Annotated in this window: 12 protein-coding genes and 1 pseudogene; 12 read left to right on the top strand and 1 reads right to left on the bottom strand. The window is 63.4% G+C overall.

Annotated features, from left to right (window positions below; genetic code table 11):
• Window position 1 precedes the first annotated feature (1 nt).
• From LOY54_RS05110 to LOY54_RS05100, 4 genes and pseudogenes are all read left to right on the top strand, one after another.
• The gene (locus LOY54_RS05110; protein ID WP_045196600.1) at window positions 2-427 is read left to right on the top strand and encodes a YbaN family protein; all 426 of its coding nucleotides are present in this window, start codon (window positions 2-4) and stop codon (window positions 425-427) included.
• Window positions 428-527: 100 nt separating this feature from the next.
• Window positions 528-1,796: pseudogene (locus tag LOY54_RS27580) on the top strand (HAMP domain-containing protein); the annotation flags it as partial.
• A 102-nt stretch (window positions 1,797-1,898) separates the two neighbouring features.
• On the top strand, window positions 1,899-2,654 hold the full coding sequence (locus LOY54_RS27575) for a methyl-accepting chemotaxis protein (protein WP_371128687.1): 756 nt from the start codon (window positions 1,899-1,901) through the stop codon (window positions 2,652-2,654).
• A gap of 49 nt (window positions 2,655-2,703) precedes the next feature.
• Window positions 2,704-4,062: a CoA transferase gene (locus tag LOY54_RS05100; RefSeq protein WP_258609601.1), complete on the top strand. Its 1,359-nt coding sequence runs from the start codon at window positions 2,704-2,706 to the stop codon at window positions 4,060-4,062.
• Window positions 4,063-4,077: 15 nt separating this feature from the next.
• Here LOY54_RS05100 and arcD (LOY54_RS05095) read toward each other — a convergent pair whose 3' ends face one another.
• Window positions 4,078-5,505, bottom strand: a complete 1,428-nt coding sequence (gene arcD, locus LOY54_RS05095; protein WP_045196419.1) for an arginine-ornithine antiporter — start codon at window positions 5,503-5,505, stop codon at window positions 4,078-4,080.
• A gap of 442 nt (window positions 5,506-5,947) precedes the next feature.
• Here arcD (LOY54_RS05095) and arcD (LOY54_RS05090) point away from each other — a divergent pair, with 442 nt between their 5' ends.
• From arcD (LOY54_RS05090) to gcvP, 8 genes are all read left to right on the top strand, one after another.
• Entirely contained in the window at window positions 5,948-7,375 is a 1,428-nt protein-coding gene (arcD, locus tag LOY54_RS05090; RefSeq protein WP_045196417.1) for an arginine-ornithine antiporter, read from the top strand.
• A gap of 33 nt (window positions 7,376-7,408) precedes the next feature.
• Window positions 7,409-8,665, top strand: a complete 1,257-nt coding sequence (arcA, locus tag LOY54_RS05085) for an arginine deiminase (protein ID WP_045196415.1) — start codon at window positions 7,409-7,411, stop codon at window positions 8,663-8,665.
• Between the two features lie 78 nt (window positions 8,666-8,743).
• On the top strand, window positions 8,744-9,754 hold the full coding sequence (locus LOY54_RS05080) for an ornithine carbamoyltransferase (RefSeq protein WP_045196413.1): 1,011 nt from the start codon (window positions 8,744-8,746) through the stop codon (window positions 9,752-9,754).
• A gap of 131 nt (window positions 9,755-9,885) precedes the next feature.
• Complete coding sequence (gene arcC / locus LOY54_RS05075) at window positions 9,886-10,815, top strand: carbamate kinase (RefSeq protein ID WP_093387115.1); 930 nt, start codon at window positions 9,886-9,888, stop codon at window positions 10,813-10,815.
• A gap of 54 nt (window positions 10,816-10,869) precedes the next feature.
• Entirely contained in the window at window positions 10,870-11,235 is a 366-nt protein-coding gene (locus tag LOY54_RS05070; RefSeq protein ID WP_258609593.1) for a DUF5064 family protein, read from the top strand.
• 145 nt (window positions 11,236-11,380) lie between these two features.
• Complete coding sequence (locus LOY54_RS05065) at window positions 11,381-12,889, top strand: sigma-54-dependent transcriptional regulator (protein ID WP_258609591.1); 1,509 nt, start codon at window positions 11,381-11,383, stop codon at window positions 12,887-12,889.
• 274 nt (window positions 12,890-13,163) lie between these two features.
• Entirely contained in the window at window positions 13,164-13,547 is a 384-nt protein-coding gene (gene gcvH, locus LOY54_RS05060) for a glycine cleavage system protein GcvH (RefSeq protein ID WP_258609589.1), read from the top strand.
• A gap of 9 nt (window positions 13,548-13,556) precedes the next feature.
• Complete coding sequence (gene gcvP, locus LOY54_RS05055) at window positions 13,557-16,412, top strand: aminomethyl-transferring glycine dehydrogenase (RefSeq protein ID WP_258609587.1); 2,856 nt, start codon at window positions 13,557-13,559, stop codon at window positions 16,410-16,412.
• The last annotated feature ends 63 nt before the right edge of the window (window positions 16,413-16,475 follow it).

Below are 16,475 nucleotides of genomic sequence, written 5' to 3'. Positions count from 1 at the left end.
CATGACCCGCCCAGCCGCTTCAAAACTCTCGCGCCTGCTCTTCGGCCTGCTGGCTTACGTAAGCCTGGGCATCGGCCTGGTAGCGATCGTGATTCCCGGCCTGCCCACCACCGAGTTCATCCTCCTCGCCGCCTGGGCCGCCACCCGCAGCTCGCCGCGCCTGAGCGCCTGGCTGGAAAACCACCGGCTGTTCGGGCCGATCCTCAGCAACTGGCGCAACGGCAAGGTAATCCAGCGCCGGGCCAAGGTCAGCGCCACTGTCAGCATGCTGCTGTGCGCTGGCCTGATGCTGGTGTTTCTCGAGCACCGCTGGCCGGTGTTTCTGGCCATCGCCGGCATGAGCCTGGGCAACCTGTGGATCTGGTCGCGGCCAGAAACCGCGCCCTTGAGCCTTGCCGACCGTTCATCGGCGAGCACTCATGGCTAAAGCTATAAGGCCGATGAACTGTTATCGCTAAAAGGATGTAGCGAATCGAGCCCGCCCGTGGCTCGGTCCTCTACCGGCCTGCCTTTTAGCGAGTACGTCCATGTTCGACACGCTCTCGATCCGCCTGAAAATCGTCCTGCTCTCCGGCCTCTGCCTGCTTGGCGTGGTCGCACTCGTCGTCGGTATCAACCTGTATCAATCGCACCAGAGCGATGAGCTGGTCGGCGACGCCAGCACCACCATGCTCACCCGCAATGTCCAGGCCCTGCTGCAGGCCCGGGCCGGCGAAAAGGCCGAGATGCTGCGGCGTACTTTCAGCGACAGCCAGACCGTCATCACCGCCCTCGCCGACCAGGTCCAGGACTTACAGCAACTGGCTCGCGAGCGCGGCCTGAGCGCTGGCGACCTGCGTGAAGCGATCAACCAGAGCCTGGCCACCAGCTTCAAGCGCAACCCCGACGTGCTGGGCGTGTGGCTGGCCTTCGAGGCCGACGGCCTGGACGGCGGCGACAGTGCCTTTACCAACGACGCCAAACGCCTGAGCAACGAGAGCGGGCGCTTTGCCAGCTACTGGAGCCGCGCCCAGGGTCAGGCGCTGAACACGGTGATCAGCGATGTCGACCTGAACAAGACCGAGATCAATCTCAGCGGCACGCCCTACAACGTCTGGTACACCTGCTCGCGCAACAGCGCGCGCTCCTGCCTGCTTGAGCCCTACTCCGACACCGTCGGCGGCAAGCAGATGCTGATGACCAGCATCACCATGCCGCTGCTGCACAACGGCAAAGTGATCGCCGTGGCCGGTGTGGATATTTCTCTCGATGCCCTGCAGGCGGCTGCCGCCAAGGCCCAGCAGGAGCTGTTCAACGGCGCCGGCCACCTGATGATCGTCGCCCCCAGCGGCTTGCTGGCGGCCAACAGCAATGATGCCGGCAAGGTCGGCAAGGCCATCGACCAGGACGGCCAGCAGGCGCTGCAGAAGCTCGCCGGCAACCAGCCACTGATCCTTGAACAAGGCGATACCATCCGCGCCGTCAATCCGGTGCAGCCGATTGCCGACAGCAAACCCTGGGGCATCCTTATCGACCTGCCCAAGCAGGTGCTGCTGGCCGACGCCATCAGCCTGCAGGCGACCCTTGAAGAGGCCCGCACCAGCGGTACCCTCAAAGTGGTGCTGTTCGCCACCCTGGCCGGCCTCGGCGGCCTGCTGCTGATGTGGCTGACAGCCACCGGCGTGACCCGCCCGCTCAACAGCGTAGCGAGCATGCTCGAAGACATCGCCAGCGGCGACGGCGACCTCACCCAGCGCCTGCGCTATGCGCGCAAGGACGAGCTGGGGCGGCTGACCGGCGGCTTCAACCGCTTCCTCGACAAGCTGCAGCCGACCATCGCCCAGATCAAACAGAGCATCACCCAGGCCCGGGCCACTGCCGACCAGTCTTCGGCAATTGCCCAGCGCACCAGCGAAGGCATGCAGGTGCAGTTTCGCGAGATCGACCAGGTGGCCACCGCCTCCAATGAGATGAGCGCCACCGCCCACGACGTCGCCAACAGCGCCGCCAGTGCCGCCGACGCCGCCCGCGGTGCCGACCGCTCGGCCAAGGACGGCATGGCGATCATCGAGCGCAGCACCCGCGACATCACCGTGCTCGCCGAACAGGTCAGCAAAGCCGTTGGCGAAGTGGAAACCCTGGCGCAGAACAGCGAACAGATCGGCTCGGTATTGGAGGTGATCCGCAGCATTGCCGAGCAGACCAACCTGCTGGCGCTCAACGCCGCGATCGAAGCCGCCCGCGCCGGTGAGAGCGGCCGTGGTTTTGCCGTGGTTGCCGACGAAGTACGCAACCTGGCGCGCCGTACCCAGGACTCGGTCGAAGAAATCCGCCAGGTGATCGAGCGCATCCAGAGCAACACCCGCGAGGTGGTGGCGACCATGCATTCGAGCCACGGCAAGGCCCAGGAAAACGCCGGGCAGATCCACCAGGCGGTGCAGGCGCTGGACAAGATCAGCGAGGCGGTCACGGTGATCAGCGACATGAACCTGCAGATCGCCAGTGCCGCCGAACAGCAGAGCGCGGTGGCCGAAGAGGTCAACCGCAACGTCTCGGCGATCCGCGGGGTAACCGAAACCCTGACCGGCCAGGCCGCGGAATCGGCGCAGGTGAGCAGCCAGCTCAACACCCTGTCGTCGCAGCAGATGGCCTTGATGGATCAGTTCCGGGTTTGACCTGGCGCCGCTGATGGTCTGCAATGGCCCTTCCGCTGGAGGGCCATTGATGACCGCGCTACTCGACACCCTTGTCGCCGAACTGCAGCTGCCAACAGCACTGCGCAATAGCCTGCGCTTTCGCGGCAACGGCGCCCTGCCTTCGACTTTCGCCGTCACCGAGCTTGCCAGCAGCAGCATTGCCGCCTGTGGCCTGGCAATCGCCGAACTGCTGCAGCGCCAGCTTGAGCAACCGCCTGGCGTTGAAGTTGACCGCCGCCTGAGCTCGTTCTGGTTCGCCACCAGCCTGCGCCCGCAAGGCTGGAGCACACCGCCCTTGTGGGACCCGATTGCCGGTGACTACCGCGCCGAGGATGGCTGGATTCGCCTGCATACCAACGCAGCTCATCATCGCGCCGCCGCCCAGCAGGTAGTGGGCCGTGCGGCTGACCGCGCACACATGGCTGATCTGGTTGCGCGTTGGCGCGCACGTGAGCTGGAAAGCGCGATAGTCACCGCTGGCGGTTGCGCCGCGCAAATGCGCAACTGGTCCGAATGGTCGGCCCATCCTCAGGGCCTGGCAGTGAATGCCGAGCCGTTGATTCATCACCAACGGGCTCCAGCCTTTACAAAAAGACGCTGGACCGGTAACGCCGTCCGACCTCTGGCCGGGGTCAAGGTGCTGGACCTGACCCGCATCCTCGCCGGCCCCACAGCCAGTCGCCTGCTGGCAGGCTTCGGCGCGCAGGTGCTGCGGATCGACCCGCCAGGCTGGGAGGAACCGGCGGTGGTTGCCGAGGTGACCCTGGGTAAACGTTGTGCGCGCCTGGACTTGCACGACGGGGATGATCGACGGGTGTTTGAACGCCTGCTCAGTGAAGCCGATATTCTCCTGCATGGTTACCGCGCCGATGCCCTCGAACGACTGGGGTATGCCAGCGAACAGCGCCGCCAGCTCAACCCCGGGCTGATTGATGTGAGCCTCAACGCCTACGGCTGGAGCGGCCCCTGGCAACAGCGCCGGGGCTTCGACAGCCTGGTACAGATGAGCTGCGGCATCGCTTGTGAAGGCATGCGCTGGCAACAGGCCGACAAGCCCGTGCCGTTGCCGGTGCAGGCATTGGACCATGGCACCGGGTACCTGATGGCGGCTGCGGCGATCAAGGCCTACAGCGAACGCCTGGGCAGCGGTTGCGGGGCAACCCTGCGCCTGTCGCTGGCACGCACGGCAAAGCTGTTGATCGATCAGGGGACGCTGGCAGCGGATTTGCCGTTACAGGCTGAGACGGCAGCGGATCTGAACCCGCAGCTGGAGCAGACGCCCTGGGGGCTGGCGCAGCGGCTAAAGGCGCCGCTGCGGGTCGAAGGGGCACCGTTGGTTTGGCAACGGGGGGCTTGTGAGCTGGGTTCTGCTGCTGCCTGTTGGTGAATGTGCCGGCACTGATTAAAGGCTCAACATCCCGCTGTACAAGCCATAGGCCGCCAACCCCGCGCCCACCAGCACGGCGGCGAAGATCAGCTTCTCCCAGGTGGTAAACAGCGCCTGGCCCTGTTCGTGCTTGGCCCGGGCAAACAGGATCACCCCCGGCGCGTACAGCAGCGCCGACAGCAGCAGGTACTTCAGCCCACCGGCATACAGCAGCCAGATCGCGTAGATCAGCGCGATACCGGCAATCAGCAGGTCCTTGCGCCGTGCGCCGGGGTGGCCTTCATACGACTCGCCGCGCACCGCCAGCAATACCGCGTAGGCCGCCGACCACAGGTACGGCACGAGGATCATCGACGAGGCCAGGTAGATCAGGCTGGTGTAGGTCCCGGCGGAAAACAGGGTGATCAGCAAGAACAGCTGAATCATCACGTTGGTCAGCCACAGCGCATTGGCCGGCACGTGGTTGGCGTTTTCCCTGGCCAGAAAGCGCGGCATGGTCTGGTCGCGGGCGGTGGCGAAGAGGATCTCGGCGCACAGCAAGGCCCATGACAGCAGCGCCCCCAGCAGCGATACCGCCAGGCCGATACTGATCAGCAAGGCGCCCCAGGGCCCGACGATATGCTCAAGCACCGACGCCAGCGACGGGTTCTGCAAGGCCGCCAGCTCCGGCTGGGTCATCACCCCCAGCGACAGCACGTTGACCAGCACCAGCAAGGCCAGTACGCCGATAAAGCCGATCACCGTGGCCTTGCCGACGTCCGAGCGCTTCGCCGCCCGCCCGGAGTAGACGCTGGCGCCCTCGATGCCGATGAACACGAACACCGTCACCAGCATCATGTTGCGCACCTGGTCGAGCACGCCGCCGAATTTCGGGTTGCTCAGGCCCCAGATGTCCCGGGTAAAAATGTCGGCGCGAAAGGCCACCGCGGCGATGACGATGAACATCACCAACGGCACGATCTTGGCCACGGTGGTCACCTGGTTGATGAACGCCGCCTCCTTGATGCCGCGCAGCACCAAAAAGTGTACGGCCCACAACAGCAGCGAGGCACAGGCGATGGCGATCGGCGTGTTGCCCTCGCCAAACACCGGGAAGTAGAAGCCCAGGGTGCTGAACAACAGCACGAAGTAGCCGACGTTGCCCAGCCAGGCGCTGATCCAGTAGCCCCAAGCCGAAGAAAAGCCCATGTACTCGCCAAACCCGGCCTTGGCATAGGCATACACCCCGGAGTCGAGCTCTGGCTTGCGGTTGGCCAGGGTCTGGAACACGAAGGCCAGGGCCAGCATGCCCACCGCGGTGATGCCCCAGCCGATCAGTACGGCGCCGACGTCGGCGCGCGCAGCCATGTTTTGCGGCAGCGAAAAGATCCCGCCGCCGATCATCGAGCCGACCACCAAGGCGATCAACGCCCCCAGGCGTAATTTCTGTCCAGGTTCGGACATGCAGATCCCCTTCTGTCTCGTGTTTGTAACGCCAGTGGTACACCCTGAGTTAAATATAATCTGACTCTAAGCGTCTATATATATTAAACCACTAAGCGCTTTCTGCTCATAACTAGCGCGTCTATGCCTGACGAACTAAACGGTGAGTTTTGTGCACAATTCGCGCTTCTTCAAGCTAATAAGAAAATTTCTCAGGGAAAATTTGCGATTCGCCCAAAACGGACTAGCTTCAATTCTCGCAGCCCCGCAAGAGCGATTGCTCTAAAACGCCATGGAGGTGCCAGTTGACAAGGCTTGCAGTACTGCGATCGGCAGACTCCGGGAGGCTGTTTCAGTCATTGATCTGCAATGGAATGTCCTCATGAACTGACCTGAATCAGCTAATGACTTCGCCGCTGGATTTATTCTAGCGTCATCTCTTCTCCTGGTACGGAGTTATTCAATGTCAGACGCTCCCGGAAAACTACGACTTGGTGCGCTGGTTGCACTTGTTGTCGGCTCGATGATCGGCGGCGGGATCTTTTCGCTGCCGCAAAACATGGCCGCAAGTGCTGATGTAGGCGCTGTTCTGATCGGTTGGGGCATCACCGCCATCGGCATGCTGACCCTGGCTTTCGTGTTCCAGACCCTGGCCAATCGCAAGCCTGACCTGGACGGCGGGGTATACGCCTACGCCAAGGCCGGTTTCGGCGATTACATGGGCTTTTCTTCAGCCTGGGGCTACTGGATCAGTGCCTGGCTGGGCAACGTCGGCTACTTCGTGTTGCTGTTCAGCACCCTCGGTTACTTCTTCCCGATCTTTGGCGAGGGCAACACCCCGGCAGCCGTCATTGGCGCCTCGGTGCTGCTCTGGGCCGTGCACTTTCTGGTATTGCGCGGGATCAAGGAAGCGGCCTTCATCAACCTGGTCACCACCGTAGCCAAGGTCGTACCGCTGGCGCTGTTCGTGCTGATCGCCCTGTTCGCCTTCAAGCTGGATATCTTCACCGCTGACATCTGGGGCTCGATGAACCCGGACCTGGGCAGTGTGATGAACCAGGTGCGCAACATGATGCTGGTCACCGTCTGGGTGTTCATCGGCATCGAGGGCGCGAGCATCTTCTCGGCCCGGGCAGAAAAACGCTCGGACGTCGGCAAGGCCACGGTCATCGGCTTCATCACCGTGCTGCTGTTCCTGGTGCTGGTCAACGTGCTGTCGCTGGGCATCATGACCCAACCGGAGCTGGCCAAGCTGCAGAACCCGTCGATGGCCGCCGTGCTTGAGCACGTGGTTGGCCACTGGGGTGCGGTGCTGATCAGCGTCGGCCTGATCATCTCGCTGCTCGGGGCTCTGCTGTCGTGGGTACTGCTGTGCGCCGAGATCATGTTCGCCGCCGCCAAAGACCACACCATGCCGGAGTTCCTGCGCCGCGAGAACGCCAACCACGTGCCGGCCAACGCCCTGTGGCTGACCAACGCCATGGTGCAGATCTTCCTGGTCATCACCCTGTTCTCGGCCAGTACCTACCTGTCGCTGATCTACCTCGCCACCTCGATGATCCTGGTGCCTTACCTGTGGTCGGCGGCCTATGCCTTCCTGCTCGCGGTACGCAGCGAAACCTACGAACAGGCCCTGGCCGAACGCAAGAAAGACCTGGTCATCGGCGCCATCGCCCTGCTCTACGCGGTCTGGCTGCTGTATGCCGGCGGCGTCAAATACCTGCTGCTCTCGGCCCTGCTGTATGCCCCTGGCGTGATCCTGTTCGCCAAGGCCAAGCGCGAGGTCGGCCAACCGATTTTTACCAACGTGGAGAAGCTGATCTTCGCCGCCGTAGTCATTGGTGCCCTGGTGGCTGCCTATGGCCTGTACGACGGCTTCCTGACTCTGTAACCACCCGTTTTCGCAACTTGGAGGAAATGAACCATGTCCACGGATAAAGTTAAGTACGGCGTACATTCCGAAGCCGGCAAACTGCGCAAAGTGATGGTCTGCTCCCCTGGCCTGGCGCACCAGCGCCTGACCCCGAGCAACTGCGACGAACTGCTGTTCGATGACGTTATCTGGGTCAACCAGGCCAAACGCGACCACTTCGACTTCGTCACCAAAATGCGTGAGCGCGGCATCGAAGTGCTGGAAATGCACAACCTGCTGACCGAGACCATCCAGAACCCCGAAGCGCTGAAATGGATCCTCGACCGCAAGATCACCCCGGACACCGTCGGTGTCGGCCTGACCAACGAAGTGCGCAGCTGGCTCGAAGGCCTTGAGCCGCGCAAACTGGCCGAATTCCTGATCGGCGGCGTGGCCGGTGAAGACCTGCCGGAAAGTGAAGGCGCCGGCGTGATCAAGATGTACCGCGACTACCTGGGCCACTCAAGCTTCCTGCTCGACCCACTGCCCAACACCCAGTTCACTCGCGACACCACCTGCTGGATCTACGGCGGCGTGACCCTCAACCCGATGTACTGGCCGGCGCGACGTCAGGAAACCCTGCTGACCACCGCCATCTACAAGTTCCACCCCGAGTTCACCGCAGCCGACTTTGAAATCTGGTACGGCGATCCGGACCAGGACCACGGCAAAGCCACCCTGGAAGGCGGCGACGTCATGCCGATCGGCAATGGCGTGGTCCTGATCGGCATGGGCGAGCGCACCTCGCGCCAGGCCATCGGCCAACTGGCGCAATCGCTGTTTGCCAAAGGCGCGGTGGAAAAAGTGGTGGTCGCCGGCCTGCCGAAATCCCGTGCAGCGATGCACCTGGACACCGTGTTCAGCTTCTGCGACCGCGACCTGGTCACGGTCTTCCCGGAAGTGGTCAAGGAAATCGTGCCGTTCGTCATTCGCCCGGACAGCAGCAAGCCATACGGCCTGGACGTGCGCCGCGAGAACAAGACGTTCCTCGACGTGGTCGCCGAATCGCTGAACCTGAAGAAACTGCGCGTGGTCGAGACCGGTGGCAACAGCTTCGCCGCCGAACGCGAGCAGTGGGACGACGGCAACAACGTGGTGGCGGTTGAACCAGGTGTGGTCATCGGCTACGACCGCAACACCTACACCAACACCCTGCTGCGCAAGGCAGGCGTCGAAGTCATCACCATCAGCGCCGGCGAACTGGGCCGTGGCCGCGGCGGCGGTCACTGCATGACCTGCCCGATCGTGCGCGACCCTATCGACTACTAGACGACCATCAACCGCCTGCACCTGCCGGTGCAGGCGGGCCGATCACCGCTTTCCGTTCACACGAACAGGAGAAACATCATGGCGTTCAACATCCACAACCGTAACCTGCTGAGCCTGGAACACCACACCCCTCGCGAGTTGCGCTACCTGCTGGACCTGTCCCGCGACCTGAAACGTGCCAAGTACACCGGCACCGAGCAGCAGCACCTCAAAGGCAACAACATTGCGCTAATCTTCGAGAAGACCTCGACCCGCACCCGTTGCGCCTTCGAAGTAGCTGCCTATGACCAGGGCGCCAACGTCACCTACATCGACCCGAACTCCTCGCAGATCGGCCACAAGGAAAGCATGAAGGACACCGCCCGGGTACTCGGGCGCATGTATGACGCCATCGAATACCGTGGCTTCAAGCAGGAAATCGTCGAAGAACTGGCGAAGTTCGCCGGCGTACCGGTGTTCAACGGCCTGACCGACGAATACCACCCGACCCAGATGATCGCCGACGTGCTGACCATGCGTGAGCACGCCGACAAGCCGATCCACGAGATCAGCTACGCCTACCTGGGCGATGCGCGCAACAACATGGGCAACTCGCTGCTGCTGGTCGGCTCCAAGCTTGGCATGGACGTGCGCATCTGCGCGCCGAAAGCCCTGTGGCCGCACGATGACCTGGTCGCCCGTTGCAAGAAATACGCGGAAGAAAGTGGCGCGCGCATCACCCTGACCGAAGACCCGAAAGCGGCGGTCAAAGGCGTCGACTTCATTCACACCGACGTCTGGGTATCGATGGGCGAGCCGGTTGAAGCCTGGGGCGAACGCATCCAGCAACTGCTGCCGTACCAGGTCAACGCCGAGCTGATGAAAGCCACCGGCAACCCGCGCACCAAGTTCATGCACTGCCTGCCGGCGTTCCACAACTCCGACACCAAGGTCGGCAAACAGATCGCCGAGCAGTACCCGAACCTGGCCAACGGCATTGAAGTGACCGACGACGTGTTCGAGTCGCCAGCCTGCATCGCCTTCGAGCAAGCGGAAAACCGCATGCACACCATCAAGGCGATCCTGGTGTCGACCCTGGCTGACCTGTAATCCAGCTGCCAGTCTCTGTGGGAGCGGGCTTGCCCCGCGATAGCGTCACCGCGGTGCAGCAGATGCACCGCCATCGCGGGGCAAGCCCGCTCCTACAGGGTGGCATCTCCCTTTTCTAGAAGGACATCATCATGCGTATCGTTGTTGCATTGGGCGGCAACGCCCTGCTGCGCCGTGGCGAACCCATGACTGCAGACAATCAGCGCGCCAATATCCGCATCGCCGCCGAGCAGATCGCCAAGATCCATCCGGGCAACGAGCTGGTCATCGCCCACGGCAATGGCCCGCAAGTCGGCCTGCTGTCGTTGCAGGCGCAATCCTACAAACCTGATGAAGCCTACCCGCTGGACGTGCTCGGTGCCGAAACCGAAGGCATGATCGGCTACATCATCGAGCAGGAGCTGGGCAACCTGCTGGACTTCGAAGTGCCGTTCGCCACCCTCCTGACCCAGGTTGAGGTGGACGCCAACGACCCGGCCTTCAAAGACCCGACCAAGTTCATCGGCCCGGTCTACAGCAAGGAAGACGCCGAGCGCCTGGCCAAAGAGAAAGGCTGGGTGGTCAAGGCCGACGGCGACAAATACCGCCGTGTGGTCGCCAGCCCGAAACCCAAGCGCATCTTCGAGATCCGCCCGATCAAATGGCTGCTGGAAAAGAGCAGCATCGTCATCTGCGCCGGCGGTGGCGGTATCCCGACCATGTATGACGCCGACCGCAAGCTCAAGGGCATCGAGGCGGTGATCGACAAGGACCTGTGCTCGGCGCTGCTGGCCGAACAGCTCGAAGCCGACCTGCTGGTGATCGCCACCGACGTCAACGCGGCGTTCATCGACTATGGCAAGCCAAGCCAGAAGGCAATTGCCCAGGCGCACCCTGACGAGCTCGAACGCCTGGGCTTTGCCGCAGGCTCCATGGGCCCGAAAGTCCAGGCCGCTTGCGACTTTGCACGCCACACCGGCAAAGTGGCGGTCATCGGTTCGCTGGCCGACATCGAGGATATCGTCAAGGGTACCGCCGGTACCCGGGTTTCCACCGCCAAGCCGGGAATCAGCTACCGTTGAATGCAGTTGGCGGGCCTTGGGCCCGCCGTTTTCACCTTTGCGGAGGATTCCATCATGGCCCAGTTCAAACCCGGTCACGTGCATATCGAGCGCACTGCGCTGAACAAGGCTGATCACAGCTACGACCTGAATATCGAGTACGCAGTAGTCCGGGAAGCCAACAAACACGGCATTGATTTCCACATGCATGGGAGCATCGAAGGCAAGACCGTGGAGGAAAAGTTCTTCCTGAGCAAGGAAGAGGTACTGCCAAGCTTCCTGAGTGTTGCCACGCGCAAGGCGCAGAGCTACATGCCGTCACCCAAGAAATTCGAGAGCCTGGGCTCAGGGCACAAGATCTACGACCAGATGTTCGAGGACATTCGCGAGAAGCTGAATGTGAAGTCGGGCGACCCGGTCAATCCCGAGCACTTCGAATAGCCCTACCGGCCTCATCGCCGGGCAAGTCGGTTCGCCGCACCGCCGCTCTCACCCAGGTAGGAGCGGCGGTGCGGCGAACCGACTTGCCCCGCGATTGCGCTGAACAGCATACTGGCCGCCTTCGGCAGCCTTGACCCCCTCCCCCATGCGCATCCACGTCAGTTTCATCGACCGTGTCGGTATCACCCAGGAAGTGCTGGCCCTGCTCGGCGCCCGCAACCTCAACCTGGACGCCGTGGAGATGGTGCCGCCGAACGTCTACATCGACGCCCCGACCCTCAGCCCCCACGTGCTCGAAGAGCTGCACGACGCGCTGTTCAACGTGCAGGGCGTGCAAACCGTACAAGTGGTCGACATCCTCCCCGGCCAGCGCCGTCACCTGCAGCTCGATGCCCTGCTCGCGGCCATGAGCGACCCGGTGCTGGCCCTGGACAGCGCCGGCCACGTGCTGCTGGCCAACCCGGCGCTGGTGGCGTTGTGCGGCCAGGAACCGTCCGACCGTTCGGTGGCCGACCTGTTTGGCGACCCGGGCTTGCTCGAAGCGCTGATCGAACAGGGCTTTCACCTGCCCCTGCGCGAAGTGACCCTCAACGGCCAGACCCTGCTGCTCGACGCCACGCCGATCACCAACGCCGGCGCCCTGCTGACCCTGTACCAGCCCAACCGCATCGGCGAACGGCTGTCGGCACTGCACCATGACCATGCCGAGGGCTTCGATGCGCTGCTCGGCGACTCCCCGCCGATCCGCACCCTCAAGGCCCGCGCCCTGCGCGTTGCAGCTCTGGACGCGCCGCTGCTGATCAACGGTGAAACCGGCACCGGCAAGGAGCTGGTGGCCCGCGCCTGTCACGCCATCAGCAGCCGTCACAGTGCGCCCTTCCTGGCCCTCAACTGTGCGGCGCTGCCGGAGAACCTGGCCGAAAGCGAGCTGTTCGGTTACGCCCCCGGCGCCTTTACCGGTGCGCAACGTGGCGGCAAGCCGGGGCTGATGGAACTGGCCAACCAGGGCACGGTATTCCTCGACGAGATCGGCGAGATGTCACCGTACCTGCAGGCCAAGCTGCTGCGTTTTCTCAACGATGGCAGCTTTCGCCGGGTCGGCGGTGATCGCGAGGTCAAGGTCAATGTACGGATCCTCAGCGCCACCCACCGCGACCTGGAAAAAATGGTCGCCGAGGGCACCTTTCGCGAAGACCTGTTCTACCGCCTGAACGTGCTCAACCTGCAGGTGCCACCGTTGCGCGAACGTGGCCAGGACATCCTCCTGCTGGCGCGCTACTTCATGCAGCAGGCCTGCACCCAGATCCAGCGCCCGCTGTGCCGCCTGGGCCCGGCCACTTACCCGGCGCTACTGGGCAACCGCTGGCCGGGCAACGTGCGCCAGCTGCAGAACGTGATCTTCCGCGCCGCGGCCATCAGCGAAAGCAGCCTGGTGGACATCGGCGACCTGGACATTGCCGGCACCTCGGTGGCTCGCGGCCATGACGCTGAAGTCGACAGCCTTGAACAGGCTGTGGAAGACTTCGAGCGCAACCTGCTGGAAAAGCTCTACAGCAGCTACCCCTCGACCCGCCAGCTAGCCAGCCGCCTGCAAACCTCGCACACCGCCATCGCCCATCGCCTGCGCAAGTACGGCATCCCGGCCAAGCCCTGAACAGCTGTAGCGAAATCACTACATCGTAACGATATCGATACAGCACAGTTTCAGGGCCACAGTGCAAGGTTCCGATCCACTTGAGCTTTTTTTCTCACCCCTAGGTGTAGCGATTTCGCTACACCGGTTATGTATTCTCTTCCTGGAAATTATCTAACTATTTGTTTTAAAACGATATTTTAGATATGGCCGCGATATTGCTATGGCATTACCCATCCCTGGGCTCACCTGAGCCATGCCCACAGCCGTCCCCTGCGGCCCTTGAGGAGTTTCCATGAGCGAGTTGCGTTTTACCGAAGATCACGAATGGCTGCGTAGCGAAGCTGACGGCAGCGTCACCGTCGGGATCACCGCCTTCGCCCAGAACGCCCTGGGCGATGTGGTCTACGTGCAACTGCCAGAGCTGCAACGCTACGAGCAAGGCGCCGAAGCCTCGACCGTCGAATCGGTCAAGGCTGCCAGCGGCGTGTACATGCCGCTGACCGGCGAAGTGGTAGCGGTCAACGACCAGCTCGAAGGCAACCCCGAACTTGTCAACGAAGATCCGCTGGGGCAAGGCTGGTTCTTCCGTTTCATCCCCGCCGACGCCGGCGCCGTCGCGCAACTGCTCGACCAGGACGCCTACGACCGCCTGATCAAAGCCAACGCTGACGCCTGAGGAACCGCCATGACCATCAACCTCGGCACTGCCAACGAATTCATCGCCCGCCACATCGGCCCGCGCCAGCACGACGAGCAGCACATGCTCGCCACCCTCGGTTTTGACTCGCTGGAGGCCATGAGCGCCGCGGTCATCCCCGACAGCATCAAGGGCACCAGCGTCCTTGAGCTGGGCGCCGGGCAAAGCGAAGCCCAGGCGCTGGCCTCGCTCAAGGCCATCGCCGGCAACAATCAGCTGTTCAAGAGTTTCATCGGCCAGGGTTACTACAACTGCCACACGCCGGCGCCGATCCTGCGCAACCTGCTGGAAAACCCGGCCTGGTACACCGCCTACACCCCTTACCAGCCAGAGATTTCCCAGGGCCGCCTGGAAGCGCTGCTGAACTTCCAGACCCTGATCAGCGACCTCACCGGCCTGCCGATCGCCAACGCCTCCCTGCTCGACGAAGCCACTGCCGCTGCCGAAGCCATGACCTTCTGCAAACGCCTGAGCAAGAACAAGGGCAGCCACGCCTTCTTCGCCTCGGTGCATTGCCACCCGCAAACCCTGGACGTGCTGCGCACCCGTGCCGAGCCGCTGGGTATCGAGGTTGTCGTCGGCGACGAGCGTGAACTGGGCGATGTCAGCGCCTTCTTCGGCGCCCTGCTGCAATACCCGGCCAGCAGTGGTGAAGTCTTCGACTACCGCGAGCTGGTCGAGCGCTTCCACGCGGCCAATGCCCTGGTCGCCGTGGCTGCCGACCTGCTGGCCCTGACCCTGCTGACCCCGCCGGGCGAATTCGGCGCCGACGTGGCCATCGGCAGCGCCCAGCGCTTTGGTGTACCGCTGGGCTTCGGTGGCCCGCATGCCGCCTACTTCTCGACCCGCGATGCATTCAAGCGCGACATGCCCGGCCGCCTGGTCGGCGTGTCGATCGACCGCTTCGGCAAGACCGCACTGCGCCTGGCCATGCAGACCCGCGAGCAACATATCCGCCGCGAGAAAGCCACCAGCAACATCTGCACCGCCCAGGTACTGCTGGCCAACATCGCCAGCATGTACGCCGTGTACCACGGCCCTCAGGGCCTGAAGCAGATCGCCGAGCGTACCCACGCGCTGACCGCGATCCTCAAGGCCGGCCTGCAACAGTTGGGTGTACAGGTCGAAGTGGAACACTTCTTCGACACCCTGACCCTGGCCACCGGCAGCAGCACCGCCGCTCTGCACGACCAGGCCCGCGCCCAACGCCTGAACCTGCGCCAGATCGACGCCCAGCGCCTGGGCCTGTCGCTGGATGAAACCAGCACCCAGGCCGACGTCGAAGCCCTGTGGCAGCTGTTCGCCGCTGGCAAGGCCAGCCCGGACTTCGCCGCTCTCGCCGCCAGCGTTCAGGCACAACTGCCACGCACGCTGCTGCGCCAGTCGGCGATTCTCGAGCACCCGGTGTTCAACCGTTACCACAGCGAAACCGAGCTGATGCGCTACTTGCGCCGCCTGGCTGACAAGGACCTGGCGCTGGACCGCACCATGATCCCGCTGGGCTCGTGCACCATGAAGCTCAACGCCGCCAGCGAAATGATCCCGGTGACCTGGGCCGAGTTCGGCAACCTGCACCCGTTCGCCCCGGCCGCGCAGAGCCAGGGTTACCAGCAACTGACCAGCGAGCTGGAAGCCATGCTCTGCGCCGCCACCGGCTACGACGCCGTGTCGCTGCAGCCCAACGCCGGCTCCCAGGGCGAATACGCCGGCCTGCTGGCGATTCGCGCCTATCACCAGAGCCGTGGCGAAGCGCGCCGCGATATCTGCCTGATCCCGTCCTCGGCCCACGGCACCAACCCCGCTACCGCGCACATGGCCGGCATGCGCGTGGTGGTCACCGCCTGTGATGCCCGCGGCAACGTCGACATCGACGACCTGCGCGCCAAGGCCATCGAACACCGCGAGCACCTTGCCGCGCTGATGATCACCTACCCCTCGACCCATGGCGTGTTCGAAGAAGCCATCGGCGAGATCTGCGCGATCATCCATGACAACGGCGGCCAGGTGTACATCGACGGCGCCAACATGAACGCCATGGTCGGCCTCTGCGCCCCGGGCAAGTTCGGCGGCGACGTTTCGCACCTGAACCTGCACAAGACCTTCTGCATCCCCCACGGCGGTGGCGGCCCGGGCGTCGGCCCGATCGGCGTCAAATCGCACCTGGCGCCGTTCCTGCCGGGCCATGCGCACATGGACAACAAGCAGGGCGCGGTTTGCGCCGCACCGTTCGGCAGCGCCAGCATCCTGCCGATCACCTGGATGTACATCCGCATGATGGGTGGCGCCGGGCTCAAGCGTGCCTCGCAAATGGCCATCCTCAACGCCAACTACATCGCCCGCCGCCTGGAAGAGCACTATCCTGTGTTGTACACCGGCAGCAATGGCCTGGTGGCGCACGAGTGCATCCTCGACCTGCGCCCGATCAAGGACAGCAGCGGCATCAGTGTCGATGACGTGGCAAAACGCCTGATCGACTTCGGCTTCCACGCCCCGACCATGTCGTTCCCGGTGGCCGGCACGCTGATGATCGAACCGACCGAAAGCGAGTCTAAAGAAGAACTGGACCGCTTCTGCGAGGCGATGATCCGCATCCGCGAAGAGATTCGCGCGGTGGAAAGCGGCAGCCTGGACAAGGACGACAACCCGCTGAAGAACGCCCCGCACACTGCCGCCGAAATCGCCGGTGAGTGGAGCCACCCGTACAGCCGCGAGCAGGCGGTGTATCCGCTGGCCTCGCTGGTCGAAGGCAAGTACTGGCCCCCGGTCGGCCGCGTTGACAACGTGTTTGGCGACCGCAACCTGGTGTGTGCCTGCCCGTCGATCGAGAGCTATCAGGACGTCTGAGGCCTCTTCGCGGGGCAAGCCCGCTCCCACAGTGAGACCCTCATTCCCTGTGGGAGCGGGCTT

This window comes from Pseudomonas sp. B21-032 (genome assembly GCF_024748965.1).
In the GTDB taxonomy this organism is placed as follows: Bacteria; Pseudomonadota; Gammaproteobacteria; order Pseudomonadales; family Pseudomonadaceae; genus Aquipseudomonas.
Note: the sequence above shows the minus strand (reverse complement) of the source record. Positions and strands in the feature narration are given on the sequence as shown.

Coding starts and splice junctions, on each gene's coding strand:
- LOY54_RS05110 (WP_045196600.1), top strand. CDS start 2: ATGACCCGCCCAGCCGCTTCAAAACTCTCGCGCCTGCTCTTCGGCCTG.
- LOY54_RS27575 (WP_371128687.1), top strand. CDS start 1,899: ATGCAGGTGCAGTTTCGCGAGATCGACCAGGTGGCCACCGCCTCCAAT.
- LOY54_RS05100 (WP_258609601.1), top strand. CDS start 2,704: ATGACCGCGCTACTCGACACCCTTGTCGCCGAACTGCAGCTGCCAACA.
- arcD (WP_045196419.1), bottom strand. CDS start 5,505: ATGTCCGAACCTGGACAGAAATTACGCCTGGGGGCGTTGATCGCCTTG.
- arcD (WP_045196417.1), top strand. CDS start 5,948: ATGTCAGACGCTCCCGGAAAACTACGACTTGGTGCGCTGGTTGCACTT.
- arcA (WP_045196415.1), top strand. CDS start 7,409: ATGTCCACGGATAAAGTTAAGTACGGCGTACATTCCGAAGCCGGCAAA.
- LOY54_RS05080 (WP_045196413.1), top strand. CDS start 8,744: ATGGCGTTCAACATCCACAACCGTAACCTGCTGAGCCTGGAACACCAC.
- arcC (WP_093387115.1), top strand. CDS start 9,886: ATGCGTATCGTTGTTGCATTGGGCGGCAACGCCCTGCTGCGCCGTGGC.
- LOY54_RS05070 (WP_258609593.1), top strand. CDS start 10,870: ATGGCCCAGTTCAAACCCGGTCACGTGCATATCGAGCGCACTGCGCTG.
- LOY54_RS05065 (WP_258609591.1), top strand. CDS start 11,381: ATGCGCATCCACGTCAGTTTCATCGACCGTGTCGGTATCACCCAGGAA.
- gcvH (WP_258609589.1), top strand. CDS start 13,164: ATGAGCGAGTTGCGTTTTACCGAAGATCACGAATGGCTGCGTAGCGAA.
- gcvP (WP_258609587.1), top strand. CDS start 13,557: ATGACCATCAACCTCGGCACTGCCAACGAATTCATCGCCCGCCACATC.